The sequence below is a fragment of the Cloacibacillus sp. An23 genome, from assembly GCF_002159945.1.
Taxonomy (GTDB): domain Bacteria; phylum Synergistota; class Synergistia; order Synergistales; family Synergistaceae; genus Caccocola.
Window position 1 is genome coordinate 44,033 of the sequence record NZ_NFJQ01000013.1, and the last position, 26,463, is coordinate 70,495.

The window sequence follows — 26,463 nt, forward strand, 5'->3', positions numbered from 1 at the left end:
AGACCGCGCCTCAGTCATTTTTGATTTGTCCGGGCGCGGTCGTGATTATTTTTTAAAGTTCGGCTCAGTGTTTATGCGCTTTTTCCAAGATACGCCAGAAAGCCTCCGTCTACGTATAGCATGTGGCCGTTGACGAAGTTTGAGGCTTCTGAGGCAAGAAAAACTACCGGCCCCGCAATGTCTTGCTCCGGATTCCCCCAGCGTCCCGCCGGCGTTTGTGTGCAAATGAAAATGTCAAATGGATTCGGCGAACCGTCTGCGCTTTTTGCGCGCAGAGATGCGTTCATATCAGTCGCCATATAACCGGGGGCGACTGCGTTGCACTGAATGTTGTACGGCCCGTACTCCGACGCTATGTTTCTCGTGAGCATCTTGAGGCCGCCTTTCGCTGAGGCGTAGGCCGCCGCCGTTTCTCGCCCGAGCTCGCTCATTATCCCGCAGACGTTTATTATCTTTCCGCCCTTTCTCTTAATCATATACGGAATGACGGTTTTAGCAGTAATGAACGGCCCAACCAGGTCTGTATCCACAATTCTGCGGAAATCGGCAGTTTCCATTTCAGTCATTGGAACTCGGTTGATTATCCCAGCGTTATTGAGAAGTATGTCTATATGTCCGCCGTTATTCTCAATTTCTGAGAAAAGCCACCAAACGCCAGTAGGGCTTGTAACGTCACAGACATATCCTTTCGCGTCTATTCCTCTTGTCTTGTACGCTTCCATACCTTTTTCAACGGACTCTTCGCTGCGCGCGCAAAAAAGAATCTCTGCGCCGGCTTCAGCGAGAGCGCAGGCCATCGCAAATCCAAGCCCGCGAGAACCTCCCGTCACAAACGCATGCTTCCCTTTAAGAGAAAACAAATTGACAGATGACATGCAAATCACCGTCCTTTTAACCTTCTACGAACGTCTTAAATGCGTCAGCGTATTTCGTTGGAATTATTTCGTAAAGTTCACATTCTGTTACCCCATTTTTGCGGAACGGGTCGTGTGATAAAATCTCGGAAACCTCTGCTTCAGTGCCGACATTGAACAGTATCGCCCCGCCGGTGCGCGGATTTCTCCGTCCTGAAAATATCACCTTTCCCTGTGCATAGTACCTGTCCAGAAATTCCGAATGCGCGGGAAGAAACTTATCTACGTCTTCTGTCGGCCTGACATACTTTGTTAAAACTAAAAACATGGCGATTCCTCCTTTTTAGTAAATTTACGGCCAATTTTCTGCATTTCCGGCTTGTTTGTCTTTACTGCGCAATTGCTGCCGCAACATCCTTGAAGCCCAACGCCATAGCGATTGGGATCGTCACTACGATGCTGAACACTACTCGTTCAAACCAAATAACGACTATATCTTTCAAAGTAAGCGGAATGTCCGTTCCCATGAGGCACGGGATACTTGCCGAGAAGAAGAGTATTTCCGATATGCTTACGACGGCGATGACGAATTTGACAAGCATAGTACCTTCTTTTGCGACAAGCACGGCGGGGAGGAACATTTCAGGCAGCGAAAGAGCCGCGGCTTTGCCTGCGAGCGCGGCCTGCTCGATCCCGAATATTTTGAAGAACGGGTAGAAGACGTAGCCGAACCAGTCAAACAGCGGCGTATACTCCGCAAGCACAAGGCCGAGCAGCCCGATGGACATGATTGACGGTATCACGCTGAACGCCATATTCAGCCCTGCATAGAGATTTTCCCATATCAGTTTCGAAAGCGGGCCTGTTTTTGAAGCCGTTTCGATTCCGGCCTGCCATGCGCGCGAAAGCATGTTGCCGTGATATTCAGGCTCCGGCGTTTTTTCACCGGTGAAGTATGTGTCCGGTATGGAACTCAAAGGCCACAGCCTGGCGGTAATAGCCGTTACTGCGAACGTCACCACGAGCGAGACCCAGAAATATAATCCCCAGTGATCCATAATGTTCAGCGTTTTGGCCACGATGAGCAAAAAGGTAGCGGAGACGGTGGAGAAGCCGGTCGCTATTATCGCTGCTTCCTTTGCGGAGTATTTGCCCTGTCTGTAAACGCCGTTAGTGATGATCAGCGCTATGGAGTAGCTTCCGACGAACGACGCGACAGCGTCGATGGCCGAACGTCCCGGCGTCTTGAACACTGGGCGCATTACCGGGGTCATAAGCACGCCGGTAAACTCCATAAGTCCGAAATTCGCGAGGAAGGCGAGAAATGCGGAGCCTATGGGAATGACCAGTCCGACGGGAGTTGCGAGCGACTTGTAGAGAAACGGGCCGAAGTCTGGCCGGCTGAGCCACTCAGGCGGATTAAGGTTGAATACGAGTATCGTCCCTATCACAGCGCCGCATATCTTCGCTATCGAGAAAAAAATCGTAACCGCGTCTTTTTCCCATGTTTTTCTGATAAACGGCAGTGCTGCCCCAATGTACATAACAAGCAGAATATAGAATTTTGCCGGCTCAGCAAGGTTAGAGGTAATGAACGATATTATATGATCCACCGGTATTGTTGACTTTCCGCCGATTTCAAGAGGATAGAAAAACATAAATATCCCAAAGATACTGAACGCGACGAATTTCAAAGCAGCATTAGAAGCGGTGTTTTCCGTTTTCATGTTATTCCTCCTGATGTTAGTTTTCAGACTCGTTATCTCTGGCAGTATCTTTCTTGTGTGTATGCGCCTATTTTGCGTGTGTGCGCTGTTCTGCAGCCGCTGAAAGCCCGTGGCTTTTCAGTTTTTCACCTCCTTTTCAGGCGGCCTGTTTATTCCAAATCCTATCTTGACGTTATAATAACACCGAGGGTATAAAAAATATATAAAATAAAGAGTAAAAATACTGAAATGCTATTTTACAAATGCGCGACGCTTGACGCATAAATTGCGCGGGGGCCTATTTTTCCGTAAAAGCATTTATGCTAAAATGTAATTTGCGCTAAAGTTGGGCGCGCATGAAAGAGAGGTCTTGATTATGTCGATATACCGCAGCCCGGAGAAAATAGCAGGATATTTGGAAAACTGGATAAGAGAAAAATTCAGAGAGGCCGGAGTCAAACGCGCGGTGCTCGGCATAAGCGGCGGGATAGATTCGGCGCTGCTGGCGGCGCTGCTGGCTAAGGTGCTTGGCCCGGAGAACGTGACGGGCGTCATAATGCCATGCCACAGTATGCCCATAGACGAGGAATATGCGAGACTGCTGGCGGACGCTCTTAAAATCAACACCGTGAAGGTGGAACTGTCGCAGGTGTACGACGCGATGACCGCAGCGTTGGCTGAGGGCGGAGCCGCCCCGGACGGCCTTGCGTCGGCGAACATCAAGCCGCGTCTGCGCATGACCGCTCTATACTCGATAGCGCAGCAGCAGGGCGCGCTGGTATGCGGCGGCGGCAACAAGGACGAAATAACAATGGGATATTTCACCAAATACGGCGATGCCGGCGTCGATCTTCTGCCGCTCGCGGATCTTTTGAAGGGCGAAGTCTGGGCCACGGCCGAATATCTCGGAGTCCCGCACGAAATAATAGACCGCCCTCCGACCGCGGGGCTGTGGGACGGTCAGACCGACGAGGCCGAGATGGGACTCACCTACAGGGAACTGGACGCGTACATCGCGACCGGAGAAGGCGCGGAAGAAGCCAAGGCAAAAATCGAGGCCGCGAAGAAGCGTTCTGAGCACAAAAAGAAATTCCCGCCTATGGCGCGGCTTCCGGAAAATCTGTAGTATCAAAGTTTTTAAATAAATTTATGAGGTGATTCTTTTGTCAGGACATTCGCATTGGGCGGGCATCAAGCACCGCAAAGCAGCTCAGGACGCCAAGAAGGGCGTCGCCTTCCAGAAGCTTATAAAGGACGTAATAGCTGCCGCTAAGGCCGGCGGCGGAGATCCCAATTCCAATTTCCGCCTTAAAGTCGCTATAGACAGAGCGCGGGCCGGCAACGTCCCCGTGGACAACATCGAGCGCGGCATCAAACGCGGCACAGGCGAGCTCGGCGGCGAGATGGAGGTCGTGCTTTACGAAGGCTACGGCCCGAACGGCGTCGCCGTCATGGTTGAAGTCATGACCGACAACCGTAACCGCACCGCTCCGGAGATGCGTTCGCTTTTTACTAAGACCGGCGGGGCTATCGGAGAGATGGGATGCGTCGCGTGGAATTTCGACCGCAAGGGCGTGATCGAGGTGACCGGAGACGGCATCGACGAGGACGCTCTTATGATGGCGGCCATCGACGCTGGGGCCGACGACCTTGAGGCGGAGGACGGAGGCTTCCAGATCACATGCGATCCGTCCGTGCTGTCGCAGGTCGGCGAAGCTCTTAAGAACGACGGATACAACGTTGATACGATGGAAATCCAGATGATACCGAAGAACACCGTCACGATCAACAACAAAGCGGACGCGCAGAAGCTTCTCGCGATGGTCGAGCGCTTCGAGGATCACGACGACGTTCAGGCCGTCTACTCGAATTTCGACATTCCGGAAGAGATTCTTGCTGAAATCGAATAGCAGCGAAGATGGCGCTATTCGCGCTTTAGGGATAGACCCCGGGCTCGGCACGCTGGGCTACGGGGTCGTTTCGCAGTATGGGAACTCGCTGAAATGCGAAACCTACGGCGTGATAAAGACTCCGACCGGCTTGTCTCTCGCGCAGCGTCTCGCGAGGCTCTATTTCGAACTGAAACAGGTAGCGGAAGAATTCCCGCCTGACATGGTGGCCGTCGAGAAGCTATTTTTCGGCAGGAACACGACTACTGCGGAGATGGTCTGGCAGGCGCGCGGGGTCGTGCTTCTCCTCGCGGCGCAGCTCGGCTTCGAACCGTACGAGATAAAGCCGAACGAGGTCAAGCTCGCGGTCTGCGGCTACGGAGGCGCGGAGAAGGGGCAGGTGCAGGGCATGGTCGCCCACATGCTCGGTCTCGCAAAGAATCCGAGCCCCGACGACGCGGCGGACGCGCTCGCGATAGCCATAGCGGGCCTCGCGGTCCACACTTACGACAGAAACATCATGAGAGGCTGTTGAGCTATGATAACTTTTCTCAGAGGTACGCTCGCCGAAATCTCCAAAGAAAGCATAATAATCGACGTTTCCGGCTTCGGTATAGAGGTATATCCGACCAAGGCGCTTCTCGCCTCCGCCGTTGTAGGCGAAGAGATGAAGTGCCTGACATATATGCAGGTCAGCGACGCCGGCGTCGCGATGTTCGGCTTTGCGAGCGAATCAGAACGCGACTTCTTCATGGAACTGCTTCACGTCAAGACGATCGGCGGAAAGCTCGCTATAATGCTCATGCGCTGCCTCGACATGGCGCGCATCGTCGAGGCGATAAAGGCCGGCAACGTCTCGGCGCTTTCTGTGCCCGGGCTCGGCGCCAAGCGCGCAGAACGCATCTGCTTCGAGCTTAGGAGCAAGGTCGAGAAAGAATTCGCATCGGTCGGAGCGGAATTTTCGGCCGCCGGCGGCGTTTCGTCGTTCGACTCGTTCGTGGCCGAGGCTCTTGCCGGCCTCGGTTTCTCTCACGGCGAATGCGCACGCGCGATAGCGACGGCTAAGGCGCAGGCGGACGACGGAGCGGCGTGGACGGAGGAAAGCCTGCTCAAAGCCGCGCTCGGCGTGCTCCAGCGCAGGTAGCGAGGTGTTGAAATGGAAGACAACGACCGTTCTCACAAACTTATAGAAACGATGCGCCGCGAGAAAGAGGATGAGATTTACACTCTCCGCCCGCAGGCGCTTAACGACTTCATCGGGCAGAGCGCGCTCAAGGACAAGCTGACTATCTTCATGACGGCCTCGCTTCAGCGCGAGGAGCCGCTGGACCACACTTTATTCTACGGCCCTCCGGGCCTCGGCAAGACGACGCTCGCCGGGATAATAGCGAAGGAAATGAAGGGCAACCTGCGCGTTACCACTGGTCCGGCGCTCGAACGCGCGGGAGACCTCGCCGCGATATTGTCGAACATCCAGCCGAACGACGTGCTTTTCATCGACGAGATACACAGGATGTCGGCGAACATCGAAGAGATACTGTATCCCGCGATGGAGGATTTCTCGCTCTCGATAGTGGTAGGCAAGGGGCCGCTCGCGCGCAGCATCCGCCTCGCGCTTCCAAAATTTACCCTGATAGGCGCGACGACTCGCCTCGGCCTGCTGACCTCGCCGCTGCGCGCGCGCTTCGGCATAGTGGAGCAGCTTCACCTATATTCGGCCGAGGAGCTTACCGCGATAGTCAAGAGAGGCGCCGGCGTGCTCGGAGTGAAAATTCTCGACGACGCGGCGGAAGAGATAGGGCTGCGTTCGCGCGGGACGCCGCGCGTGGCTCTGCGCCTTCTGCGCCGCGTGCGCGACGTCGCGGAGGTCAAGCGCGTCCCACAGGTCGAACGCGACCTCGCGCGCTACGCGCTGGACATGCTCGGCGTAGACCCGGAAGGGCTCGACGACGGCGACCGCAAATTCCTTCGCGCGCTGATAGAGCTTTTCGACGGCGGCCCCGTCGGTCTTTCGACGCTCGCCGCGGCGCTCAACGAAGACGCGCAGACGATAGAGGATATTTACGAGCCGTACCTGATACAGAAGGGGCTGCTCGAACGCACGCCGCGCGGAAGGCGCGCGACGCGCAACACATGGGACTATCTCGGCATCCCGGTCTCGCAGCACTTCATGCAGTATCAGCAGAACCAGCAGAGCCTCTTCACGCCGGAGGACGAGCAATGAACCAGCTCGGAAAAATGCTCATCTGCATGGGGCTGCTGCTCGCGGCGGTAGGCGTCGTGCTCGTCCTAGCGGGCAAGCTCAACATCCCGTTCGGCAAGCTGCCGGGCGACATCACGTACCAGAAAAAGAATCTTACGGTCTTCGCGCCGTTCGGGACGATGCTCGTAGTCAGCCTCGTACTCTCGATAATCTTCAATATCTTCTCCAGGTGGAAATAATCGATGAAAAAAATTATCTTAGCAGCGGCGGTCATATCCGTCTTTCTATGGGGCGCTCAGGCGTCGGCGCGGGAAATAACCGTGCTTCTCAAGCAGGGCGTCTCTCAGGGCACGATCGGCGGCTCCGGCGTGGTGCTCACCGACGCCGGAGGAATGTACACGAAGCCGTTCAACGGTACGTTCAAGATAAGCTATGCAAACGGCGCGATGAAGGCCGGGAAGGTCACATATAAACTGCCCGTGACGATGAAAAGCAGTTCCGGCGTCGTCGTTGACGGAGTTAAGTACAAGGGCTCTCTGGTCATCGAACGCAATTCCAACAAGCTCAACATAGTCAACAAGGTGGACATAGAGGAATATCTGAAGGGCGTCCTAAAGTCGGAAATGCACCCTACGTGGCCTAAAGAGGCGCTCAAGGCGCAGGCCGTGCTCGCGCGTACATACACTCTGGCCTCCAAGAAACACGGCGGCTACGACATCTGCAATACGACGCACTGCCAGGTCTACGGAGGCGTGGCGGACGAGTCCTCGAACATCGTGCAGGCCGTAAACGAGACGAAAGGGCAGATACTTACCTACGGAGGCGCTCCGGCGCAGATTTTCTTCTTCAGCGACAGCGGCGGCATGACGACGGGCTCGGAAACCGTATGGGGCTCGGCTATACCGTATCTTACCCCGAAGGCCGACCCCGTGTCGAACGACAGCCCGAACAAAACGTGGCAGACCACTCTCACGATGGCCCAGATCGGCCAGAAGCTCAACGCGGCTGGAACCGGAGTCGGGACGCTAAAATCGCTGCGCCCGCATAAGCGCGATAAGAGCGGCAGGATAGAGCAGATCGAGCTCAAAGGGAGCGCCGGAACGAAGATAATCAGCGGCAACAAATTCCGCACCGCCGTCGGAGCGACCGTCGTAAAGAGCACGCTCTTTGAATTCAACCGCCGCAGCGGCTACAGCGTGAAGTCATCTCCGGCCTCGAAGCCCGCCGTCAACCTCGTCCAGATACCGAAGCAGAACGCCTCGTCCGCGCAGGCGGCTCAAATCGCGGGAATGCCCGAGTGCGACGCCGACAAGCTCTACTGGATGGCGCAGAACGGCGTATTCACGATGAGGGAGCTGCTTGCTATGATAGGCGACGACAGCAAATATCCTCAGTACGTCGCGGAAGGCCTCGCACGCATGGCGAAGATGAAAAACCCGCCGGTGAAGGCAGAGAAGCCCAAACCTGCGCAGCCGGCTCCGTCTCAAGCCGCCGCAGAGGTTTCCGCGTCTCCGCTCTCGATGGAGGGGACTTCATCCGGCACTGTGGTAATGTACGGGCGCGGATACGGTCACGGAGTAGGCTTCCCGCAGTGGACCGCAAAGGCCCTTGCCGAGGCCGGGTGGGATTACAGGCGGATGCTCGAATATTACTTCCAGGGCACGAAGCTGGAAACGCGCTGACATGGAACGCGACCTGACTAAAACGGCGGCCTACGACTACGAGCTGCCGAAGGAGCTGATAGCGCAGGATCCTGCCGAGCCGCGCGACTCGTCCCGGCTCATGGTCGTCCACAGGGACTGCGGCGCGACGGAGGACAGAATATTCCGAGACGTCACGGAATATCTCGACGACGGCGACCTGCTCGTCCTCAACGACACGCGCGTGCTTCCGGCGCGCGTCAAGGGCGTCAAGAAAAGCGGAGAACACGGCGCGCACGTCGAAATATTCTTTCTCAACCCCGGCGGAGCTCCGAACGAATGGACGGCGCTCGTGCGCCCGGGGCGCAAACTGCCCGAGGGGACTAAGGTCGCGCTCGACGCCGAGACGGAAGTGGTCGTAGGCGCGCGCCTCGAGGACGGCCTTAGGACGCTTATTTTCGACGAAAAAGCTGACCCGCTCGCGATAATACATAAGTTCGGCAAGACGCCGCTTCCGCATTACATCACAGAGACGCACGCCGAGCCTGAACGCTACCAGACCGTCTACGCGAAAGCCGAGAAGGAGAACTCTGTCGCCGCGCCGACGGCGGGGCTGCACTTTACGCCGGAGCTTCTCAACAAGCTTGAGGATAAGGGCGTGCCGCATGTATTCGTCACGCTTCGCGTCGGCCTGGGCACCTTCCGCCCCGTGAAGGCCGAGAATATCGCCGACCACATAATGCACGAAGAGTTCTGCGAAATACCCCGGGAGACCGCCGATGCCATAAACGCGGCGAAGGCGCGCGGCGGGCGCGTCGTCGCCGTCGGCACCACCGTAGTGCGCACGCTTGAATCATTCGCGATGCGTTACGGCAAAGTCGTCCCCGGCGCGCTCGACACGCGGCTTTTCATAAGCCCGGGCTTCGAGTTCAGGGTCATAGACGCGCTGATAACCAACTTCCATCTGCCGATGAGCACGCTGCTTATGCTCGTCTCGGCCTTCGGCGGATACGATACGATGATGAACGCCTACAACGAGGCGGTGCGCAAACGCTACCGTTTCTTCTCGTTCGGCGACTCTATGCTTATAGAATAGGAGGCGGCTGTAATGACGGTGAAAATGTTCGGAACGAAAAATTGTCCTGACGTGCGCGCGGCGCTCGAAACTATAGCGGAGAAGGGGCTTCCCGTCGAGTTCGTCAATATCGACGAAAGCACGGCTAACCTTAAGCTTTTTCTGCGGCTGCGCGACAAGGCTCCGGAATTTGACGAAATAAAGAAAAAAGGCTCTATAGGCGTGCCGTGTTTCGTGGACGGTTCACGGATATTCTTCGACATCAACGAGCTGTAAATCGTTCGCGGACGGGGAGGATGCCTCTCCGTCCGTTTTTTATAACCTATGATGGAGGTGGTCCGATGCTTTTGAGACAGCTTAAATATTTCGCCGCGGTCGTCGAGCGCGGCAGCTTCACCGAAGCGGCGGCTGACTGCTATATTTCGCAGTCGGCCGTGTCGCAGCAGATAAAGGCTCTTGAAAACGAGCTGGGCGTGAGGCTGCTCGAGCGCAGGAACCGCGGCTTTTCTCTTACTCCGGCTGGAGAGCTCTTCTACGGGCGCGGGAAAAAACTGCTGCGCGAGGCGGAAGAGCTGTGCCGCGACACGGTGGCCGCTTCGCTCGGAGGAGCGCGCAGGCTCCGCGTCGGCTACCTCAAATGCTTCGGAGGCGACGAGCTGCGGCTCGCCGTGGCCGAATTCTCCGAGAAATACCCCGAAACGTCGATAGAAACTATAGGCGGCAGCCATGAGGAGCTGTACGACCTTCTGCGCTTCGGCGGCGCGGACGTCGCCATGAGCGACCAGCGCCGCGCCTTTTCGGACGAATATGTGAACTTCCATCTGTCGTACTGTTTCTGCTGCGCGGAGTTCTCCGGGCGCAGCGAGCTGGCCTCCCACGCGGAGTACGTCGATGCGGAGGCGCTGTCGAAAATCCCCTGCATACTCGTCGCGTCGAAGGAGCAGCGCGACAACGAAGCCGATTTTTATCAGAACACGCTCGGCATCGGCAGCAGCTTCATATTTGCCGAGAGCATCGACGAGGGGCGCATGACGGCGGCCGGGAACGCCGGCTTTCTGCTCGTCGAATACGGCGAACGCCGTCCGGCGCGGGACGCATCTCTGCTGCGCCTTCCCATATATTCCGGCGGCTCGCCGCTGCGCCGAAACTACTGCGCCTTCTGGCGCAAAAGCGCGGAAAAGCCGGAGTCGGCGGAATTTGCGGAAATCCTTTACGAAATATTCAAAAGCCGCTGAAACAGCTGAAAACGGCAAAAGCTGAAAAAACGCCGCTTCGTCCCGACCGGACGGGCGGCGTTTTTCGTATAAGCGATACTTATCCGCGCCATTAGAGGACGAAATTGTTTCCGCGGCGGAGCTTGCCTAAAATAACAACGTACACAATAAAACATGCCCGAAGCGGCGAATATATGAAAGGAGATGCTCGCAGGAATGAAAACGAACGGCGTCGGTAAAATTGCAGTAAAGCTTGCCATGGCTCTGACCGCGGCGGCGTGCCGCAGCACCGTCCAAAAAATAAAAACTTTGAGGCATGACACAGGAAGGGGAAACAACATGAAGAAGTATTTCGCATTATTGGCGCTTGCCGCCGCGTTAGCCGCGGCTCCGTCACAGGCGGCGGATCTGGCAGGACTTCCCGGCGTTCCGCAGACTGAGAAGGCGACTGTCACAGAGGTAGGCGCGAACACCGGAGTCACGGTACGCAAGGTGACTTTCAAACGCAGCAACGACATAACGCTTGTCGGAAACCTGTTCCTGCCGAAAGATTTCGACATGAACAAACGCTACGCCGCCATAATCAGCGTGCATCCGGCGGGAAGCGTCAAGGAACAGTCGTCGGGGCTCTACGCGCACAGGCTCGCCGAAAGAGGATTCGTCACGCTCGCCTTCGACTCGGCCTACGCGGGAGAGAGCGGAGGAACGCCGCACCTTTCGGAAGCGCCGTACGAACGCGTTGAAGACATACGCTACGCGGTAGACTACCTCGTGACGCTTCCGTTCATAGACGAAACGCGCATCGGCGCGCTCGGCCTCTGCGCCGGAGGCGGCTACGCCGTCGCGGCGGCCCAGACCGAACGCAGGATAAGCGCCGTCGGAGCGGTCAGCGGCGCTGACATCGGCGCGGCGAACAGGGGAAGCTGGCTCGGCGGACGCCCGATCGAGGAACAGATAAAAATACTCGAAGACGTTTCCGCGCAGCGCACACGCGAGGCGCGCGGCGAGCCTCTGATGGCAGTTCCGATGTGTCCGGAGCCGCCGACCGAGGACACCGCGCCGTCCTTCCGCGAGGGCTACGAATATTACTGCACTCCGCGCGGAATGCACCCGCGCGCGAACAACCGCTACCTGCGCCGCAGCCAGGAGACGAAAATGGCTTTCTCCGCGATAACCAACATACAGTATCTCACGCAGCCGGTGCTGCTCATCGTCGGCGAAAAGGCCGACTCTATATGGCAGAGCCGGCGCATATACGACGCGCTGCCCGGCAAGGACAAGGAGATATTCACGATAGCCGGCGCGAGCCACATCGACCTCTACGACAAACCGCAGTACGTCGGCCCGGCGGTGGAGAAGCTTGACGGCTTCTTCAAGCGGACGCTTGCGGAAAAATAAGAAAAATATTCACCTGCGAAAAACATGACGGAGCGCCGCATACAGCGGCGCTCCATGCGTGTCAGGCATGAGCCGCCGATAAAAAACCGGCATTTTACAGAGCGCCGCGAAAGCGTAGAATTATATCCGAAAAGTAAAAGGCCCGCCAGTCGGGCCGCACGAACGGAGGAATTGACAATGAAAAAACTTGTGGCGTATTTTTCAGCCAGCGGTGTGACCAGAGAGGCGGCGCGCCGCGTCGCTCAGGCGGCGGGAGCCGATCTTTTCGAGATAAAGCCCGTCGAGCCATATTCGCACGCAGACCTCGACTGGACGAATAAGAAAAGCCGCAGCACGCTCGAAATGAACGATCCGGCCTCGCGTCCCGCGACAGCCGAAAAGCTGCCGAACATGGACGAATACGGCGTCGTCTATCTCGGATTCCCGATATGGTGGTACGTCGCGCCGAGAATCATAGAGACTTTCCTCGACAGCTACGACTTCACTGGAAAGACGATAGTGCCGTTCGCGACCTCCGGCGGCAGCGGAATGGGCCGCACGGTCGAGGTACTCAAGCAGCGCGCTCCGCGCGCGGAATGGAAAGCCGGGAAGATGCTGAATAGGCTCTCCGACGGCGAGGTCAGGAGCCTGGTCGCCGAGGCGGAGTAGCGGCGGCTTAAATTCTTTGCCGCGTCATTGAACATGACAAAACGGCGGGCCGGAGGGAAAACTTTCGGCCCGCGCCTGTTTCGCATCGTTTAACGGCTGAACGGATAAAACGATAAACGATACTTTACCGCGCGGCGCACGCTATACAGTCCGTTCGGAACATTCGTGCGCGTACTCTATGAAAGGCGGCGCTCCAGATTTTCAAGGAAAAGCTTGTAAAGCCGCGCCGATATCGGTCCGGGCTTTCCGTCTCCAATGACGGCGCCGCCGACGCGCGTGACGGCGAGGACCTCGTTTACAGTGCCGGTGATGAACGCCTCGCTCGCCTCTTTCAGCTCAGATTCGAGAGGGCAGCGTTCTTCGACCGTAAAGCCGTCCGCGCGCGCGAGCTCGATGACGGCTGAGCGCGTAACTCCGTCAAGCACGCGTCCGGCGGGCGCTGTGATTATTTTCCCCTCTTTGCAGAGGAAGAAATTGTTCGTCATCGACTCCGTTATCTCGCCGTCCGGCATATAGAGCGACTCGTGCTTCGAGCTTTCTCCTTTCAGCGGCATAAGGCCGAAGAGATAGTTCGTACTCTTGCATAGCGGGAAGGGGCGTTCCGTGCGGTTCGGTTCGAGAACCGCGCCGCGTTTCCGTTCTTCCTCCGGCGTCTTGTTTATCTCGTCGAATATCACGAAGAAGCGCGGCTTCGGAAAAATCCCCTTTGCGTTGACGTCGCCGCCCGTGATATACGGCTTTACGAGGCCGTCGGAGGGGCAGCCGCCGAGGCCTAACCCAACGCTTATTATGCCGGGCAGTTCCTGAAGTATTTCAGCGGCGGATATTCCCGCGCGTTCCGCGCTTGCCGCGAGGCGGCCGAGGTGCTCGCGCGCCGCGAACAGCCGTCCGCCGTATATGCGTATCGATTCGAATACGGCGACTCCGCGCTGTACCGCCATGTCGGTGACGGGAATGAAGCACCCGGACGGCTGCAGATATTTTCCGTCGATGTAGCAAAGCGCCATTTTTATTCATCTCCTCCCGCAGTGATATCGACGAGTATAAGGCCGAAGCGGCGTCAGCGGCGCTGTGAAAGTATTTAGATTTTATAAGTTTTGTAAAAATCATTTATGCTTACAAGAAATGTTACATATTAGGGGGGGATCCAAACCGAAAGGGGCCGCCGCACCAGAGCGCGGCGTTCGCTGCCTCTTATGTCTCACTGACGGCGCGGCCGCCTTTCGCGCGGAAATCCAGCAAAGAAAAAGCGGCCCCGACGGGCCGCCAAATATGTCGCGCGTATTGGAACCGTCCTTTACGCCACGCGTTCACCGAGCTTGTAAACCTCTTCTATCGACGTCGCGCCGGCATGGTAGGCGAGGGCCGTCGGGGTTTCGCCGTCGAGGACCAGGAAGTCAGCCTGTTTGCCGGCTTCGAGGCTGCCGAGCTTTTTCGCACGGTTCAGCGCGTAGGCGGCGTTGAGCGTCGTCGCGGTGAGCGCCTCTTCGACGGAAAGATCCATGCACATCACGCCGAGGCCGAAGATGAACGGCATTGACTCGCAGAAGCATGAGCCGGGGTTGCAGTCGGTCGCCATTGCGACGGGGACGCCCCAGTCGACCATGTCGCGTCCTCTCGCGTAGGGCTTCTTTAGGCTGTAGGCCGTAGCGGGGAGCAGGACGGCTATTGAGCCGGCCTTGCCCATAGCGCGCAGGTTTTCTTCGGAAGCGGCGAGAAGGTGCTCCGCCGAGCGCGTTGCAAGCTCCGCCGCGAGTCCGGCACCGCCGAGGTCGTTCACCTCGTCCGCGTGTATCTTCGTGTCGAAGCCCATTTCCTTGGCGGCCTTCAGCAGCCTGCGGCTCTGCTCCACAGAGAATACCCCTTCTTCGCAGAATACGTCGCAGAACTCAGCGATGCCCTGCTCCTTGACCTTCGGCAGCATCTGCTTGACGAGCACCTCGTCGACGAACTCGTCGGCGCGCCCCTTGTATTCCTGCGGGACTGCGTGCGCGCCCATGAAGGTCGGCACGACGTCGAGCGGCGTCTCGCGCCCGACGCGCCCTATGACTTCGAGCATTTTCAGCTCGAGGCCGAGCTCGAGGCCGTATCCGCTCTTTATTTCTACCGTCGTCGTACCCTTCGCGAGAGCGGAGAGCGCAAGCTTCTTCGTCGTCTCGAAAAGCTGATCTTCGGTCGCGGCCTTCACGGCGTTGACAGACGAGAGTATGCCTCCGCCGCGCGCGAGTATCTCGAGATAGGGAAGTCCGGCGAGGCGCATGCCGAACTCGTCCTCGCGCCGTTTTGCGAAACACATGTGCGTGTGCGGGTCTACGAAACCCGGAACTACGCAGGCCCCGCCGAAGTCCTTTTCCAAGGCGACCTCGCATGGGCATACGTTTTTGAGTATTTCGTCCTCTTCGCCTATTTTTTCTATGATTCCGCCTGCGACGAGCATAGCGGCCTTCTTTATCTCTTTGACGTTCGCCTGTTCCTTTCCGGCCAGCGGACGGCCTCCGTCTACGGGGGTGAAGAGGCGCATGTTGCGGTAAAGCTTTTTAGTTCCCATTATTCAGCATCCTTTCCCATAAGCTCAAGCAGGCGCAGCTCAAGCACCTGCTCGGGGTCGAAGCCCGCTATCTGAAGATAATACGACGCGCTTTCGAGTATCGCGTTCACCGGTATCATGCCGTAGACCTCCGTCTCGAGCACATCGACGCCCCAGCGCTTCGCCTCCATGCGTATCGTTTCGAGCACGCGGTAGAGCGAATTCTTTTCGTAGTCAACGAGGTTCATGCTGACCTGAGAGATGCCGCGCTCCTCAAGCGCGAGGCCGATGCCTTTGACGTGGCAGAAGCCGCCCGACGACGCGCGGACAGCCGTCGCTATCTTCTTCGCTATATTCACGTCCGGCGTGTTGAGGTTGACGTTGAAGGCTACTAGGAATTTACGCGCGCCGATGACCGTCGCTCCGGCTGTGGGGTGGAGACATGCCTCGCCTATATCGGGCCTGCGGTCGGGGTTGGTCTTGGCCTCCTCCTTAAGCACCTCGTACTGGCCTTTGCGTATTACTTCGAGACGCTTGCGCTCCGGGCGCAGCGCCGCGTCCTCGTAGAAGTAGACGGGGACGCCAGTCTCCTTATAGTAGAGTTCACCGAAGCTGTGCGCCAGCTCGATGCATTCCTCCATAGTTATTCCCTTGACTGGCGTGAAAGGAACGACGTCTACAGCCCCGATGCGCGGGTGCCCGCCTTGGTGCGCGTTCATGTCTATGTGCTTCAGGGCAGTTTTTGCGGCGTCGAGCAGCGCTTCCTGTATCGGAGCGGGAGCTCCGACCAGGCTGACGACGAGGCGGTTGTGATCCTCGTCGGCGCGGTGGTCGAGAAGGTAGACTCCGCGCCTGCCCTTGAAGCAGCTTACTATTTCATCTATGACGTCCTGTCTCCTGCCTTCACTGAAATTCGGTACGCATTCAATCAACTGCATTTAGCCGTCACGCCTTTCACTGTGTATATATGAGAACCCATACGGATATAGTATAACTTTTCGCGCATAAAATAAATGTAAAAAGCGGACGGGCCGCTTTTTACATTTAACGTGCGGTTATATTTTGCCGCTTTTGGGGAGATTTATTTGAGCTCGCCGATTTCCTTCTCGACCGCTTCGACTATCGCGCCGTTCTCGACCAGCTCGAGCGATTTCAGAAGAAGCGGCTGCATGAACTGGTCCTTCTCGTAGAACGGCACGTGCTTGCGGAATTCGGCGTGCGCGGCGCCGGAGCCCTTGCCGGGCTTCAGCGGGGCGCGGAAGTCCATGCCCTGCGCCGCGTTGACCATCTCTATCGCGATAACGCGGTTCGTGTTGTTGAGTATCTGGCGTGCCTTGCGCGCGCTGTAGCCGCCCATCGAGACGTGGTCCTCCTGGTTCGCCGACGTCGGTATAGAGTCGACGACCGATGGATGGGCGAGCACCTTGTTTTCGGAGACGAGGGCCGCAGCGGTGTACTGCGGGATCATGAAGCCGCTGTTGACGCCGCTGTCGGAGACGAGGAACGGCGGCAGGTCGGAGAGCTTGTGATCCACCATGCGCGCGACGCGGCGCTCAGCGATATTGGCGAACTCGGCCGCCGCTATGCCGAAGAAGTCCATCGCCATAGCCATCGGCTGCCCGTGGAAGTTGCCGCCGCTCACGGCGTCGCCGTCCTTATGGAAGATTATCGGGTTGTCGGTGACGGAATTGATCTCTATTTCTATCTTTTCCTTGACGTAGGCTATCGCGTCGCGGCTCGCGCCGTGTACCTGCGGCAGGCAGCGCAGCGAGTAGGCGTCCTGAACGCGGTCCTTTTTATATGCTTCGACGATCTCGCTGCCCTCGAGCAGGCGGCGCATATTTTCGGCTACGATTCCCTGTCCAACCTGGGGGCGAAGGTCGTGCGTCCTCTTGTCGAAGGCGTATGGGACGGCGTGAAGCGCCTCGGCCGACATCGAAGCCGCTATGTCGGCGTTCTTCTCCATGTTGATGCCGTCCACGACGCAGAGCGCCGCGACGGCGTTCATTACGGTCGTGCCGTTGTTGAGCGCGAGGCCCTCCTTGGGCTGGAGCTCGACCGGCTTCATGCCGGCCTTGACGAGCGCCTCGGAGGCCGGCATCGTCTTGCCCTGATAGACTACGTTGCCGTGGCCGATGAGGGTTATCGCGACGTGCGAGAGCGGGCAGAGGTCGCCGCTCGCTCCGACGGAGCCCTGCGTCGGCACGACGGGGTGGATGCCGAGGTTGAGATAATCGACCATCTGCTGGAGCGTCTCTAGACTGATGCCGGAGTATCCGCGCGAGAGCGTGTTGATGCGGAGCAGCATTATCGCGCGCACGACGTCCTCGGGGTAAGGTTCGCCGAAGCCGCAGGAGTGGCTTAGAAGAAGGTTCTCCTGGAGCTGGCGGCATTTGTCGCGCGGTATGACTACCGTCGATAGGTCGCCGAAGCCTGTCGTGATGCCGTAGACGACGCGGCCTTCGTCCGCCCATTCGAGTACGGCCTTAGCGCATTCCTTGACCAGCTTCTTCGCCTCGGGAGTTATTTCCACCTTATAACCTTTGCGAGCCACGTTCACGACGTCCTGCAGCGTGAGAGACTTTCCGTCCAAATAGACTGTCGACATAATATTTCCTCCTTAATCTGTTTATTACTTCTCTAGCGATATGTTATAATTTTCTAAATCTTAAATCTCGCTCGACGTTTTGCCGAGGAGAACTTGTTTCACACTTTAAAGCTTTTTGATCCTAAAATTTTGCGCTACAATTAGTATAATATGAAACGCGGCGAAGTCAAGAAGAAAAAACGAAAAAGCCGCAGCGGCGTAAAAAAGTGTAAAAAACGTTTTTTACGTTTATTTTATAAACGAGCTGTATCATCTTCTCAGATTATGAAAAAAGGCGACGGGCCTTAAATTTTGATGAATACATGGAGGAATAAGATCATGCATGACGCGTCAGGCAAAGCGCTTGAACTGAGGCTTGAGTTCCCGAACGGGCTGCCGGAGATGCCGGAGTTCGAACCGGGTATAAGAAGGGCTCCGAACAGGGGCCAGGTGCTCAACGACAAGGAAGTCGTGCTTGCGCTCAAGAACGCGCTGCGCTATATCCCGGTCGAGTACCACAAGGAGCTGGCTCCCGAGTTCCTCAAGGAATATCAGGAGCACGGACGCATCTACGGCTACCGCTTCCGCCCGAAAGGAAAGCTCTACGGCAAGCCTATAGACGAATACAAAGGGAAGTGCATCGAAGGCAAGGCCATCCAGGTAATGATAGACAATAACCTCGACTTCGACGTGGCGCTCTATCCATACGAGCTCGTCACTTATGGCGAGACGGGGCAGGTTTGCCAGAACTGGATGCAGTACCTCCTTATAAAGAAATATCTTGAGATAGTCACCGAGGACCAGACGCTCGTCGTGCAGTCGGGACATCCGCTCGGGCTGTTCCGCTCGCATCCCTCCGCGCCGCGCGTCATTCTCACGAACGGCCTTATGGTCGGTCTCTTCGACGACCCGGAGAACTTCCGCCGCGCGACCGCGCTCGGCGTAGCCAACTACGGACAGATGACCGCCGGCGGCTGGATGTACATAGGGCCGCAGGGGATAGTCCACGGAACGTACAACACGCTGCTCAACGCCGGGCGCAAGAAGTTCCACCTCGCAGAAGGCAAGGGGTTGGCGGGACATCTCTTTATTTCGTCGGGATTGGGCGGAATGAGCGGAGCGCAGCCGAAAGCCGCTGAGATAGCCGGGGCCGCCGCGATAATCGCCGAGGTAGACCCGTCGCGCATCGAAACGCGCCACAGCCAGGGCTGGGTCAGCAAAAGGACGAAAGACCTCGCCGAAGCCTTCAAGTGGGCGGAGGAAGCGATGGCCGAGGGCAAGCCGCTCTCCATAGCCTACGAGGGCAACATTGTAGACCTTCTCCAGTACGCTCTCGACAACGATAAAAAGGTCGAGCTTCTCTCCGACCAGACATCCTGCCACGCCGTCTACGACGGAGGCTACTGCCCGCAGGGAATCAGCTTTGAGGAAAGAACGCGCCTTCTCGCCGAGGATCACGACGAATTCGTCCGCCTCGTAGACAAGACGCTCAAAAAGCACTACGAGCTCATCAAGGCCCTCGTCGCCAAAGGAGCCTACTTCTTTGACTACGGCAACGCCTTCATGCGCGCCGTCTTCGATTCCGGCGTGAAGGAAATCGCAAAGAACGGCGAAAACACCTTCGAAGGCTTCATCTTCCCCTCCTATGTCGAGGACATCATGGGGCCGCTCCTCTTCGACTACGGCTACGGCCCGTTCCGTTGGTGCTGCCTCTCGCGCAATCCAGAGGATCTCATCAAGACCGACCACGCCGCGATGGAATGCATCGACAAAGACCGCCGCTTCCAGGACCACGACAACTGGGTTTGGATCCGCGACGCGGAAAAGAACAAGCTCGTCGTCGGTACGCAGTGCCGCATCCTTTACCAGGACGAGGAAGGCCGTATGAAGATAGCTCTCAAGTTCAACGAAATGGTCCGCAACGGCGAAATCGGCCCCGTCATGCTCGGACGCGACCACCACGACGTATCCGGCACGGACTCGCCTTTCCGCGAGACTTCGAACATCTACGACGGAAGCAACGTCATGGCTGAAATGGCTATTCACTGCTTCGCCGGGAACTGCGCCCGCGGCATGAGCATGGTAGCTCTCCACAACGGCGGCGGAGTCGGAACCGGCAAAGCAATCAACGGAGGCTTCGGGCTTGTGCTCGACGGAAGCGAAAGAGTGGACAGGATAATCCTCGAGTCCATGAGCTGGGACGTCATGAGCGGAGTCGCGAGACGCGCCTGGGCGAGAAACGAGCACGCGATCGAGACCGTAGAGGCCTTCAACGCGAAACGCAGCGACGGACACATCACGCTTCCATACATCGCCGACGACGCATATCTGACGGAGCTTGTAGCGAAGAGCAAGTAATACAGAAAAATCATCTTTGAGCAACGGCATCGGACGGGGACATTCCCCCGTCCGATGTTTTATAATACGGCGAAGCTGCCGCCGCCGGCTGGAAAGAGAATCATTTGACAGAACGCCGGATATACTGTGACCTAGCTATATTGTCGGAGAAAACCGCCGCGGCAGAAGGACTCCGCAAAGCGTAGACATACGCTTCGCCTTTTGGCGTACGCCGCTGGATACGCAAAAATTCCACTCAGTCCGGCTCACGCATGTTATCGTCTAGCATAACGTTATCAAATTTATAAGACGTATGTGTATTTTTATATCGTAAATTAATCCGCATGTTTCTTGCGCTGCGGGGCGCCTGTGGTTATTATTCTGCTGCGTAGCGACGCTCGGACTTGTGCGCGTCTGCGTCCTGAAACGCGAAAGATAGGAAAGAGGCGGCATATAATGAAGATAACTATGCTCGGAACCGGCAACGCGACCGTCACGGAATGCTATAATACTTGCTTCGTGCTGCACGACGGCGCGAAGCTGTTCCTCGTCGACGGCGGGGGAGGCAACACTCTGCTGCGGAGGCTCAAGCTTGCGGGAATCGACTGGAAGAATGTGCGCGACATCTTCGTGACGCACAAGCACATCGACCATCTGCTCGGAATAATTTGGATGATGCGGATGATATGCCAGAACATGAGCCGGGGAAATTACGAGGGCGAAGCGCGCGTCTACGGGCACGACGAGGTCATATCCATACTCTGCGATATGGCGAAAACTCTGCTCGGCGCGAAAGAGGCGGCGTGCATAGGAGAAGGGCTGAAGCTGATAACGGCCGGCGACGGCGAAGAGCGCGAAATCATAGGCCGAAAGGTATCCTTCTTCGATATTCGTTCGACGAAGGCAAAGCAGTTCGGGTTTTCAATGGAGCTTGACGGCGGCGGGAAGCTCACGTGCTGCGGCGACGAGCCATACAACGAATGCGAACGGAAATACGCAGAGGGAAGCAGATGGCTGCTGCACGAGGCGTTTTGCCTGCACTCGCAGGCGGAAATATTCCGTCCGTATGAAAAGCACCACTCGACCGTCAAGGACGCCTGCGAGCTGGCCGAGCGTCTGAACGTCGAAAATCTCATCCTTTACCATACGGAAGATAAAAACATCAAAAACCGCCGCGAGCTCTATACTGAGGAAGGAAAGAGATATTACCGCGGCCGTCTCTACGTCCTGGACGACATGGAAGTCATTGAGCTGTAAAACAAAAATAGCGGACGGAAGATTAAATATATAACGTTATCGATTTTATAAGACACATAAAACTTATGTAAAAAGAGCCGAGGCTCCGGCGTACGCCGTTAAGTCCCGGCTCTTTCTGTTTTCGGCTGCTTTAAGCTAAAAGCTTACCAGTTCTTGGCCTGGATCTCGAAGTACGCCTGCGGATGCTGGCAGACCGGGCACTTCTCGGGAGCCTTGTCGAGTTCAAAAACGGCTCCGCAGTTGCGGCACTTCCAGAAGAGCTTGCCGTTCTTAGCGAAGACGGTGCCGTCCTCGACGTTCTTCGCGAGAGCGCGGTAACGGGCCTCGTGCTCGGCCTCAACCTTCGCTATGCCTTCGAACATAACGGCGAGGTCGTTGAATCCCTCTTCGCGGGCGTCCTTCGCCATGCGCGGATACATTTCAGCCCACTCTCCATGCTCTCCGGCAGCCGCCGCGAGGAGGTTGGCGAGCGTGTCGCCTATGCCACCGAGGGCCTTGAACTCGAGCTTCGCGTGCTCTTTCTCGTTGTCCGCCGTCTCCTGGAAGATGGCTGCTATCTGCTCGTAACCTTCCTTTTTGGCCACCGAGGCGAAATAGGTGTACTTGTTGCGCGCCTGCGATTCTCCGGCAAAAGCTTCCCAAAGATTCTTCTCTGTTTTGCTTCCCTTAAGCTCCATAATAATTCCTCCTATGAGTTAGAGTTGCCACACATAGCTATATTGTATAACCATAACGGAAATAATCAAGAAAGTAATCTGATGTTTTACAAATTAACGCCAATCTGTTAAAGAAAAAGGAAGCAATAGTAAACATAATTAATTTTAGACGCTGCTATAAATATTTATAATTATGGTACAATCGTATAGGAGACATTGCCATTTATCTAAAAATATTGCGTCGCATATCGGAGGGGTGAAGAGCGTGGAGGTTAAAAACCGTTCGATATTCTATAAAAGGGCGGCATCGCATTTAATCAGACGTATAGACGGGCTGAGCATCTGGTTCGGCATAAACCCGCCGGCGATAGACGCGAGCGATATGCTGCTGCATATCTCCGACACTCCGGGCACGCTCTACCCATATCTCAGGCGCGCTCTGCGGCGGCTGCGCCCGGCATATATCGTACATACGGGCGACTTCGCCGACGACATAAAGCTTGAGCGCCGCCGCGGGCTGCTCGGCGCCTATAAAAAGAAAATCAAAGAATTCGTCTCAATACTTGAAGAAGGAAAGTACGGCGCGATTCTCGTAGCAGGCAACCACGACCACGCTCCGACGCTGCTCTCCGAGATAAGCTGCGATACCGTACAGCTCTGGACCTCTCCGGGACGGTTCTCGATCGGGCAGTTCATATTCTGTGCAGGCCACAGCAGCGAGTCCGTCGCCGGTTCAGACGCGCAGTACTGCCTGTTCGGACACAACATGGACAGGCGCTCCGGAGAGGACGAGCACGGCAAAATGTTCCTCAACGGACTTGAAGCCATGTACCTGATACATCTTCAAAGCGGCGAAGTGACGGCGATACCGTACCCGCCCGGAACGGAAAAAGCAAGATTGCAGAAAAGGCGGGCGGGGATATAAAATCAACCGAGATTATACACATCGAGGAGGAACTCAATGCTTTCGCTGATAAGAAAAGGGCCGCAGGGCATGTCACTGGACATTGACGCACACATTTCAGAAATAAGGCGCAAGCTTTCCGCGTGGGGGAGCCTTGTCTCCTTCGACCCGGAGTCCGCAATCAGCAAATACGGTCCGACACGCTGTCTCGTGTTCCTCTCCGCCGCGCAGGACGGCGGATATCTGCGGGAGACATACGTATCGGAGAATCAGCTCGAGCTGTTCCTAACATCGCTGATCAACAGCAGAATGACCGAGGGCGTAAAAAACGCCTCCATGCTCCCCGGCTCCATAATGATGCGCATGCTCGGCGACATCGGCAAAGGCATGGCCGCCATACACAGAGATCTCGGCGGAGAGATCATCGACCGCGACCCGATATACCGTCCCGACCTCCCGGCGACCTCGACGCTGATATATTTCACTGAAAAATCTCTCACAAAGACAGTTCTTACTGAAGAGATGTACGGAAAGACTCTGCTCGTGCATTCGCGCTCAAAGGAGGCGCTCGTCCAATACCTCACGGCGCGCGACATAGAATATCTCGGGGACGCGCTTGGCACGCCCGACTGGAACGACGTAGAAATAAAGATATGCGACTCTGACGGACAGTTCGAGCTCCAGAGGCAGCGGCTTCTGACCGTCATTCACGGAATGCAGGTCGGTATAGTGCTTGAAGAAAAATGGGATCACGAACAGGCCCTCGTGCGGAGGAGGATACCGGTCTACACGGTAAAGCTCTACACGCCGCTCGAGGTGCAGGCGATAAAGCGTCTCGCGATGGGACTTGAATACAACGCCGCCGGAAAAAGATTCGTTGATTTCGACGTATACTGCAACGACCGCAAAATCTCCGCCTTTACAGAGCTTAACGTCCATCCCGGAATGACGAGAAACGACATAGGCGCGGCGAACCGAAACGAGATAATAAAAAATCTGGACATAGACTCGCTGAACGAGCTCATGCGCGCGGAAAGCGCCATAGAAACGCAGCACTGAGCGAACCGGCCGTTCCACAAATAGCCTGGCTTCAACGCATCCTGACACGACGAATTATAATCCGAAGTAAAAATAAAAAGCCGGCACAACCACTGACGTCCGTACAAAAGCGCGCAAAGTACACCGCCGCATACGCCTCATAGCAGGGGATGTGCGGCTGCGCGCTGCATTTAGCGCATCCAGCGACAAGTATTATATAATTATAGAAACATTGAATATATAATATCTAATATTCCTGTATTTTTGCACATAATATGTTCTATTTTTAACAATAAGATTAACTACATTCATAATTAAATGAATTTCTTCTCCGCATTACGTTGAAATTTTAATGTAAATAGCTACGGATAAACAAATATTTAGCTGTATATGAGGTTTTCTGCAGGTTATTTTAGGACTATATTTTATAATTTCTTATTAACTATATATTTCTTTATTTTTATATCATCGATATTGCAAATAATAAGATTAAATGCTATTATGTCTTCGTTATATATAATATCTAGCTTTTTAATTTTTTACATGAAAGTCGAAGCGACAGAATACGTATCACATTTATCTGAATGCGGTACTGGATTCATGTTGTTTGCGCCCATATATACCTTATCAATCAAAAAAAGGGGGAAGGTTAATGGCGGAAATTAAGAAAAGCGGAGAGCAGTTTTCCAACCGCTGGGCGATGTTGTGCACCATTCTCGGCATGGTGATCGGAACCGGCGTCATCTGGCGCTTTCCGAGAGAGGTCGTGGCCAATAACGGCGGCGCGTTCATCATCCTCACATTCGTGGCGACGTTTATATGGGCCGTGCCTCTTATCTGCGCGGAGTCTGTATTCGGCAAAAAAACTAGAATGGCCAACGCAGGCGGCTTTAAAGCGCTCTTCGGAGAAAAGTACGCATGGCTCGGGCTGCTCGTCGCGCTCGTATGCACGCTGATAGGCTGCTATTATGTCTCTGTGTTCGGCTGGGTCATGAAGTACCTTGTACTCATAATCACCGGCTTTCTCGAGGAAGTCCGCAGCGGCGGGATAGAATTCGCGCAGAACTACTTCAACGCTTTCGCCGCTACGCCTCCGAGCTACGAGGCGTGGTGCTGGTTCGTTCTCGCCATCGTCATAACTGCGCTGATCATCTTCCGCGGTATTCAGGGCGGCATCGAAAAGGCGAACAATATTCTCATACCGTCTATTTTCCTGTTCCTCGCGATACTTCTGGTGCGCGTACTGATGCTTCCGGACGCGTGGAAAGGGCTCGCGTATATGTTCAACATAGACGCGAAAGATTTCTTATCCCCCAAGATATGGCTCGCCGCGTTCACTCAGGCGGCTTGGACGACTGGAGCCGGCTGGGGGATGTTCCACGTTTATTTCGTGTATTCATCGAAGGATGAGGATATCGAGCTTAACACTCTGACGGTCACGTCAGGCAACCTGGTGGCGTGCCTGTTGGCCGGCATGGTCGTGCTCTGCGCCGTCTACGCCCTAGCGCCTGATCCCGACCTTGTTATGAAATCGGGACAAAACGGGCTGACCTTCGTACATCTGACGAATCTGTTCGCCAATACCGCAGGCGGCTTCTTCCTAGCCATAGTATTCTTCCTGGCCCTCTTCGCGGCGGCGCTGTCCACGGTGCTCGGCCTGTTCGAGATCGGAGTAAGGAATCTTATAGACATGGGGTTTTCGCGCACCAAGGCGACTCTCAGCGTGTCCGTGTTCTTCTTCGTGGTCGGCTCGTTTTCGGCTCTCGACATGAGGATATTCGACAATCAGGACTTTACGTGGGGCGTCGCGCTTCTAGGCGCGGGGCTGATTTATTCGCTCGCGGCCATTAAGTATGGAACAGAAAGACTATGGTACGAGGACATAATGCCGTGCTCGAACGTAAAAATCAAATGGCTGTGGACTATTATAAAGTTCATCCCGTTTGAATTCGTATTCATCTGGGGCTGGTGGGTATTTCAGGCCGCCAGTTGGTATCCCGGAGAATGGTATAAATTCTGGCCGATCATCAAATATCCGTTTACGCCCGGAACTATGGTTTTCGAGTGGGCGGTCGTAACGCTCGTCTGCATCGCGCTGAATTCGATTGTGGCTAAACGCCTGATTCATTCGAACATGATCGAGTAGGGGAAGGAGTTGGCGAAATGTGGAAGCTGAACATGGTCTTCTGTATCGCAATAGGCTTCGGGTGTTTTTTCTGGGCGATAAAACGGACGCTCAACGCCGAGGGAAACAAGAATAAAAAAGGCTGATGCAAAGCCGGGCTTCGGCTTGGTATAAAAGTAAAAAAACGATGTTCAGGGAGGGAGCAGGGACAATGGAGTTGATCAAGAACCATCCGATACTGGAGTACAGCCACGGACGCGAGGTGAAGTTCACCTTCGACGGCAGGGAGCTCACGGGGTTCGAAGGTGAACCGATAGCGATGGCGCTCCACGCCAACGGCGTGCAGGTCTACCGCGTTACGCCCGAAATGAAGAGGACCAGGGGATTTTTCTGCGCCATAGGCAA

General features: G+C 55.8%; 26 protein-coding genes. 18 read left to right on the top strand and 8 right to left on the bottom strand.

The window, feature by feature from the left end; translation table 11 throughout:
- Positions 1–71: 71 nt before the first annotated feature.
- The 3 genes from B5F39_RS12800 to B5F39_RS12810 form a co-directional block, all read right to left on the bottom strand.
- Positions 72–875, bottom strand: coding sequence for a gluconate 5-dehydrogenase (locus B5F39_RS12800; protein WP_087368327.1), 804 nt, complete (start codon positions 873–875; stop codon positions 72–74).
- Positions 876–891: 16 nt separating this feature from the next.
- A complete protein-coding gene (locus B5F39_RS12805; protein WP_087368329.1) occupies positions 892–1,182 on the bottom strand; it encodes a YciI family protein in 291 nt (96 codons plus the stop codon).
- 61 nt (positions 1,183–1,243) lie between these two features.
- The gene (locus B5F39_RS12810) at positions 1,244–2,398 is read right to left on the bottom strand and encodes a YjiH family protein (protein ID WP_239391278.1); all 1,155 of its coding nucleotides are present in this window, start codon (positions 2,396–2,398) and stop codon (positions 1,244–1,246) included.
- Positions 2,399–2,936: 538 nt separating this feature from the next.
- Between B5F39_RS12810 and nadE the strand changes: the two genes are divergently transcribed.
- The 12 genes from nadE (at position 2,937) to B5F39_RS12870 (ending at position 12,627) form a co-directional block, all read left to right on the top strand.
- A complete protein-coding gene (gene nadE, locus B5F39_RS12815) occupies positions 2,937–3,686 on the top strand; it encodes an NAD(+) synthase (RefSeq protein ID WP_087368333.1) in 750 nt (249 codons plus the stop codon).
- Positions 3,687–3,723: 37 nt separating this feature from the next.
- Positions 3,724–4,470, top strand: a complete 747-nt coding sequence (locus tag B5F39_RS12820) for a YebC/PmpR family DNA-binding transcriptional regulator (RefSeq protein WP_087368334.1) — start codon at positions 3,724–3,726, stop codon at positions 4,468–4,470.
- Positions 4,454–4,984, top strand: coding sequence for a crossover junction endodeoxyribonuclease RuvC (ruvC, locus tag B5F39_RS12825; RefSeq protein WP_239391280.1), 531 nt, complete (start codon positions 4,454–4,456; stop codon positions 4,982–4,984). The genes B5F39_RS12820 and ruvC overlap by 17 nt, the downstream gene beginning before the upstream one ends.
- 3 nt (positions 4,985–4,987) lie before the next feature.
- Positions 4,988–5,593: a Holliday junction branch migration protein RuvA gene (gene ruvA, locus B5F39_RS12830; protein ID WP_087368336.1), complete on the top strand. Its 606-nt coding sequence runs from the start codon at positions 4,988–4,990 to the stop codon at positions 5,591–5,593.
- A 12-nt stretch (positions 5,594–5,605) separates the two neighbouring features.
- On the top strand, positions 5,606–6,673 hold the full coding sequence (ruvB, locus tag B5F39_RS12835) for a Holliday junction branch migration DNA helicase RuvB (RefSeq protein WP_143330754.1): 1,068 nt from the start codon (positions 5,606–5,608) through the stop codon (positions 6,671–6,673).
- On the top strand, positions 6,670–6,891 hold the full coding sequence (locus B5F39_RS12840; RefSeq protein ID WP_087368338.1) for a DUF2905 domain-containing protein: 222 nt from the start codon (positions 6,670–6,672) through the stop codon (positions 6,889–6,891). The genes ruvB and B5F39_RS12840 overlap by 4 nt, the downstream gene beginning before the upstream one ends.
- Positions 6,892–6,894: 3 nt before the next feature.
- A complete protein-coding gene (locus B5F39_RS12845; protein ID WP_087368340.1) occupies positions 6,895–8,334 on the top strand; it encodes a SpoIID/LytB domain-containing protein in 1,440 nt (479 codons plus the stop codon).
- A 1-nt stretch (position 8,335) separates the two neighbouring features.
- Positions 8,336–9,388 (top strand): tRNA preQ1(34) S-adenosylmethionine ribosyltransferase-isomerase QueA, encoded by a 1,053-nt coding sequence (gene queA, locus B5F39_RS12850; protein ID WP_087368342.1) that lies wholly within the window; start codon positions 8,336–8,338, stop codon positions 9,386–9,388.
- A 12-nt stretch (positions 9,389–9,400) separates the two neighbouring features.
- Positions 9,401–9,643: a glutaredoxin gene (locus B5F39_RS12855; protein ID WP_087368344.1), complete on the top strand. Its 243-nt coding sequence runs from the start codon at positions 9,401–9,403 to the stop codon at positions 9,641–9,643.
- A 65-nt stretch (positions 9,644–9,708) separates the two neighbouring features.
- The gene (locus B5F39_RS12860) at positions 9,709–10,602 is read left to right on the top strand and encodes a LysR family transcriptional regulator (protein ID WP_087368346.1); all 894 of its coding nucleotides are present in this window, start codon (positions 9,709–9,711) and stop codon (positions 10,600–10,602) included.
- Between the two features lie 195 nt (positions 10,603–10,797).
- On the top strand, positions 10,798–11,979 hold the full coding sequence (locus B5F39_RS12865; protein WP_204245120.1) for an alpha/beta hydrolase: 1,182 nt from the start codon (positions 10,798–10,800) through the stop codon (positions 11,977–11,979).
- Between the two features lie 177 nt (positions 11,980–12,156).
- Entirely contained in the window at positions 12,157–12,627 is a 471-nt protein-coding gene (locus B5F39_RS12870) for a flavodoxin (RefSeq protein ID WP_087368348.1), read from the top strand.
- Positions 12,628–12,803: 176 nt separating this feature from the next.
- Here B5F39_RS12870 and B5F39_RS12875 read toward each other — a convergent pair whose 3' ends face one another.
- The 4 genes from B5F39_RS12875 to hutH form a co-directional block, all read right to left on the bottom strand.
- On the bottom strand, positions 12,804–13,634 hold the full coding sequence (locus tag B5F39_RS12875; protein WP_087368350.1) for an aminotransferase class IV: 831 nt from the start codon (positions 13,632–13,634) through the stop codon (positions 12,804–12,806).
- A 290-nt stretch (positions 13,635–13,924) separates the two neighbouring features.
- The gene (hutI, locus tag B5F39_RS12880) at positions 13,925–15,175 is read right to left on the bottom strand and encodes an imidazolonepropionase (protein WP_087368352.1); all 1,251 of its coding nucleotides are present in this window, start codon (positions 15,173–15,175) and stop codon (positions 13,925–13,927) included.
- The gene (gene ftcD / locus B5F39_RS12885; protein WP_087368354.1) at positions 15,175–16,092 is read right to left on the bottom strand and encodes a glutamate formimidoyltransferase; all 918 of its coding nucleotides are present in this window, start codon (positions 16,090–16,092) and stop codon (positions 15,175–15,177) included. Before ftcD ends, hutI begins: the two co-directional genes overlap by 1 nt.
- Positions 16,093–16,235: 143 nt before the next feature.
- Entirely contained in the window at positions 16,236–17,762 is a 1,527-nt protein-coding gene (gene hutH, locus B5F39_RS12890; protein WP_087368356.1) for a histidine ammonia-lyase, read from the bottom strand.
- A 318-nt stretch (positions 17,763–18,080) separates the two neighbouring features.
- On the opposite strand from hutH, the gene B5F39_RS12895 reads away from it, so the two are divergent.
- Complete coding sequence (locus tag B5F39_RS12895; RefSeq protein WP_087368358.1) at positions 18,081–20,099, top strand: urocanate hydratase; 2,019 nt, start codon at positions 18,081–18,083, stop codon at positions 20,097–20,099.
- Positions 20,100–20,534: 435 nt separating this feature from the next.
- Positions 20,535–21,335, top strand: coding sequence for an MBL fold metallo-hydrolase (locus B5F39_RS12900; protein ID WP_087368360.1), 801 nt, complete (start codon positions 20,535–20,537; stop codon positions 21,333–21,335).
- Between the two features lie 143 nt (positions 21,336–21,478).
- On the opposite strand, the gene rbr is transcribed toward B5F39_RS12900, so the two are convergent.
- Positions 21,479–22,012, bottom strand: coding sequence for a rubrerythrin (rbr, locus tag B5F39_RS12905; RefSeq protein ID WP_087368362.1), 534 nt, complete (start codon positions 22,010–22,012; stop codon positions 21,479–21,481).
- A 244-nt stretch (positions 22,013–22,256) separates the two neighbouring features.
- Between rbr and B5F39_RS12910 the strand changes: the two genes are divergently transcribed.
- From B5F39_RS12910 to B5F39_RS12925, 4 genes are all read left to right on the top strand, one after another.
- Positions 22,257–22,916, top strand: a complete 660-nt coding sequence (locus B5F39_RS12910) for a metallophosphoesterase family protein (RefSeq protein WP_158096058.1) — start codon at positions 22,257–22,259, stop codon at positions 22,914–22,916.
- 36 nt (positions 22,917–22,952) lie between these two features.
- Positions 22,953–23,954 (top strand): hypothetical protein, encoded by a 1,002-nt coding sequence (locus B5F39_RS12915; RefSeq protein ID WP_087368366.1) that lies wholly within the window; start codon positions 22,953–22,955, stop codon positions 23,952–23,954.
- 631 nt (positions 23,955–24,585) lie between these two features.
- Positions 24,586–26,079, top strand: a complete 1,494-nt coding sequence (locus B5F39_RS12920; RefSeq protein WP_087368368.1) for a sodium-dependent transporter — start codon at positions 24,586–24,588, stop codon at positions 26,077–26,079.
- A gap of 190 nt (positions 26,080–26,269) precedes the next feature.
- A partial coding sequence (locus tag B5F39_RS12925) for a 2Fe-2S iron-sulfur cluster-binding protein (protein WP_143330755.1) occupies positions 26,270–26,463 on the top strand: 194 nt, incomplete at its 3' end.

Coding starts and splice junctions, on each gene's coding strand:
- B5F39_RS12845 (WP_087368340.1), top strand. CDS start 6,895: ATGAAAAAAATTATCTTAGCAGCGGCGGTCATATCCGTCTTTCTATGG.
- ruvA (WP_087368336.1), top strand. CDS start 4,988: ATGATAACTTTTCTCAGAGGTACGCTCGCCGAAATCTCCAAAGAAAGC.
- hutI (WP_087368352.1), bottom strand. CDS start 15,175: ATGGGAACTAAAAAGCTTTACCGCAACATGCGCCTCTTCACCCCCGTA.
- B5F39_RS12920 (WP_087368368.1), top strand. CDS start 24,586: ATGGCGGAAATTAAGAAAAGCGGAGAGCAGTTTTCCAACCGCTGGGCG.
- B5F39_RS12900 (WP_087368360.1), top strand. CDS start 20,535: ATGAAGATAACTATGCTCGGAACCGGCAACGCGACCGTCACGGAATGC.
- B5F39_RS12895 (WP_087368358.1), top strand. CDS start 18,081: ATGCATGACGCGTCAGGCAAAGCGCTTGAACTGAGGCTTGAGTTCCCG.
- B5F39_RS12915 (WP_087368366.1), top strand. CDS start 22,953: ATGCTTTCGCTGATAAGAAAAGGGCCGCAGGGCATGTCACTGGACATT.
- nadE (WP_087368333.1), top strand. CDS start 2,937: ATGTCGATATACCGCAGCCCGGAGAAAATAGCAGGATATTTGGAAAAC.
- B5F39_RS12865 (WP_204245120.1), top strand. CDS start 10,798: ATGAAAACGAACGGCGTCGGTAAAATTGCAGTAAAGCTTGCCATGGCT.
- hutH (WP_087368356.1), bottom strand. CDS start 17,762: ATGTCGACAGTCTATTTGGACGGAAAGTCTCTCACGCTGCAGGACGTC.
- B5F39_RS12875 (WP_087368350.1), bottom strand. CDS start 13,634: ATGGCGCTTTGCTACATCGACGGAAAATATCTGCAGCCGTCCGGGTGC.
- B5F39_RS12810 (WP_239391278.1), bottom strand. CDS start 2,398: ATGTACATTGGGGCAGCACTGCCGTTTATCAGAAAAACATGGGAAAAA.
- B5F39_RS12855 (WP_087368344.1), top strand. CDS start 9,401: ATGACGGTGAAAATGTTCGGAACGAAAAATTGTCCTGACGTGCGCGCG.
- B5F39_RS12840 (WP_087368338.1), top strand. CDS start 6,670: ATGAACCAGCTCGGAAAAATGCTCATCTGCATGGGGCTGCTGCTCGCG.
- queA (WP_087368342.1), top strand. CDS start 8,336: ATGGAACGCGACCTGACTAAAACGGCGGCCTACGACTACGAGCTGCCG.
- ftcD (WP_087368354.1), bottom strand. CDS start 16,092: ATGCAGTTGATTGAATGCGTACCGAATTTCAGTGAAGGCAGGAGACAG.
- B5F39_RS12800 (WP_087368327.1), bottom strand. CDS start 875: ATGTCATCTGTCAATTTGTTTTCTCTTAAAGGGAAGCATGCGTTTGTG.
- B5F39_RS12870 (WP_087368348.1), top strand. CDS start 12,157: ATGAAAAAACTTGTGGCGTATTTTTCAGCCAGCGGTGTGACCAGAGAG.
- B5F39_RS12860 (WP_087368346.1), top strand. CDS start 9,709: ATGCTTTTGAGACAGCTTAAATATTTCGCCGCGGTCGTCGAGCGCGGC.
- B5F39_RS12805 (WP_087368329.1), bottom strand. CDS start 1,182: ATGTTTTTAGTTTTAACAAAGTATGTCAGGCCGACAGAAGACGTAGAT.
- rbr (WP_087368362.1), bottom strand. CDS start 22,012: ATGGAGCTTAAGGGAAGCAAAACAGAGAAGAATCTTTGGGAAGCTTTT.
- ruvB (WP_143330754.1), top strand. CDS start 5,606: ATGGAAGACAACGACCGTTCTCACAAACTTATAGAAACGATGCGCCGC.